The 1,151-nt window shown below is 62.9% G+C and carries 1 protein-coding gene; it reads right to left on the minus strand.

The window, feature by feature from the left end; translation table 11 throughout:
* Positions 1–1,151: GTP-binding protein (locus FJ492_RS28620; protein ID WP_246676160.1), on the minus strand; the 1,151-nt coding region annotated here is incomplete at both ends.

Consider the following 1,151-nt stretch of genomic DNA (forward strand, 5'->3'; position numbering starts at 1 on the left):
TGGTTCTTCATGTCGGCGCGCACGCCCTTGCCGACATCGAGCGATTGCCAATGGATGTTTTCGGCGCGGCGCAGCGAATGCAGGATCATGCCGGCGCCGACCGTGGCGTTTGAGATGCGGTCGACCAGGATGAAGGCGCCGGTGGTGCGGTTCTCGCCAAACGGATCGAAGGCGATCGGCGTCCGCGTCGAGATGTTGCAGATGCCGACTTCGTTCATTTCAAGCGACTTGGCCGCCTCATGGGCAAAGTCGTTGACGTTGATGCGGTATTTCAGATCGGTGACGGTGGCGCTGGTCTGATCGGTCTCGGTGCGCAGGATATAGGACCGGCCAGGCAGCAGCGCATTTTCGTCGAACCAGACGATGCTGGCGGCGAACTGGTCGGCGACCTGCGGCCGTGCGGCCGGCGAAACCAGCATGTTGCCGCGTGAGATCTCGACCTCGTCGTCGAGCACGAGCGTTATGGCCTGGCCGGCCACTGCCTGTTTGAGATCGCCGCCATAGGCGACGATGCGTTTGACATGCGAGGACTTGCCCGATTTGGCGACGACGACCTCGTCGCCTTGCGCAATGGTACCGGACGCGATGGTGCCGGCAAAACCACGAAAGTCGAGATTGGGGCGATTGACGTACTGGACCGGAAAGCGGAACGGCAGCTCGGCCGTGGCTTCGTCGACCGACACGGTTTCGAGATGCTCGATCAGTGTCGGGCCGGAATACCACTGCATGGTTTCGGAGCGGCGGCTGACGTTGTCGCCGTAGCGGGCCGACATCGGGATCGGCATGATGGCTTGGAAACCGAGATCGCGCGAGAACTGCCGGTAGTCCTCGACGATCCTGTCGAAGACCGCCTGGTCGAAATCGACGAGATCGATCTTGTTGACCGCCAGCACGATGTGGCGGATGCCGAGCAGCGAGGCGATGATCGAATGGCGCCTTGTCTGGCGCAGCACCCCTTGCCGGGCATCGATCAGCACGATCGCCAGATCGGCGGTCGAGGCGCCGGTCGCCATGTTGCGGGTGTATTGCTCGTGGCCGGGCGTGTCGGCAACGATGAACTTGCGCTTCGGCGTGGCGAAGAAGCGGTAGGCGACGTCGATGGTGATGCCTTGCTCGCGCTCGGCCTCGAGGCCGTCGACCAAGAGCGCGAA

It is taken from the genome of Mesorhizobium sp. B2-5-4, from assembly GCF_006441095.1.
Classification (GTDB): Bacteria; Pseudomonadota; Alphaproteobacteria; order Rhizobiales; family Rhizobiaceae; genus Mesorhizobium; species Mesorhizobium salmacidum.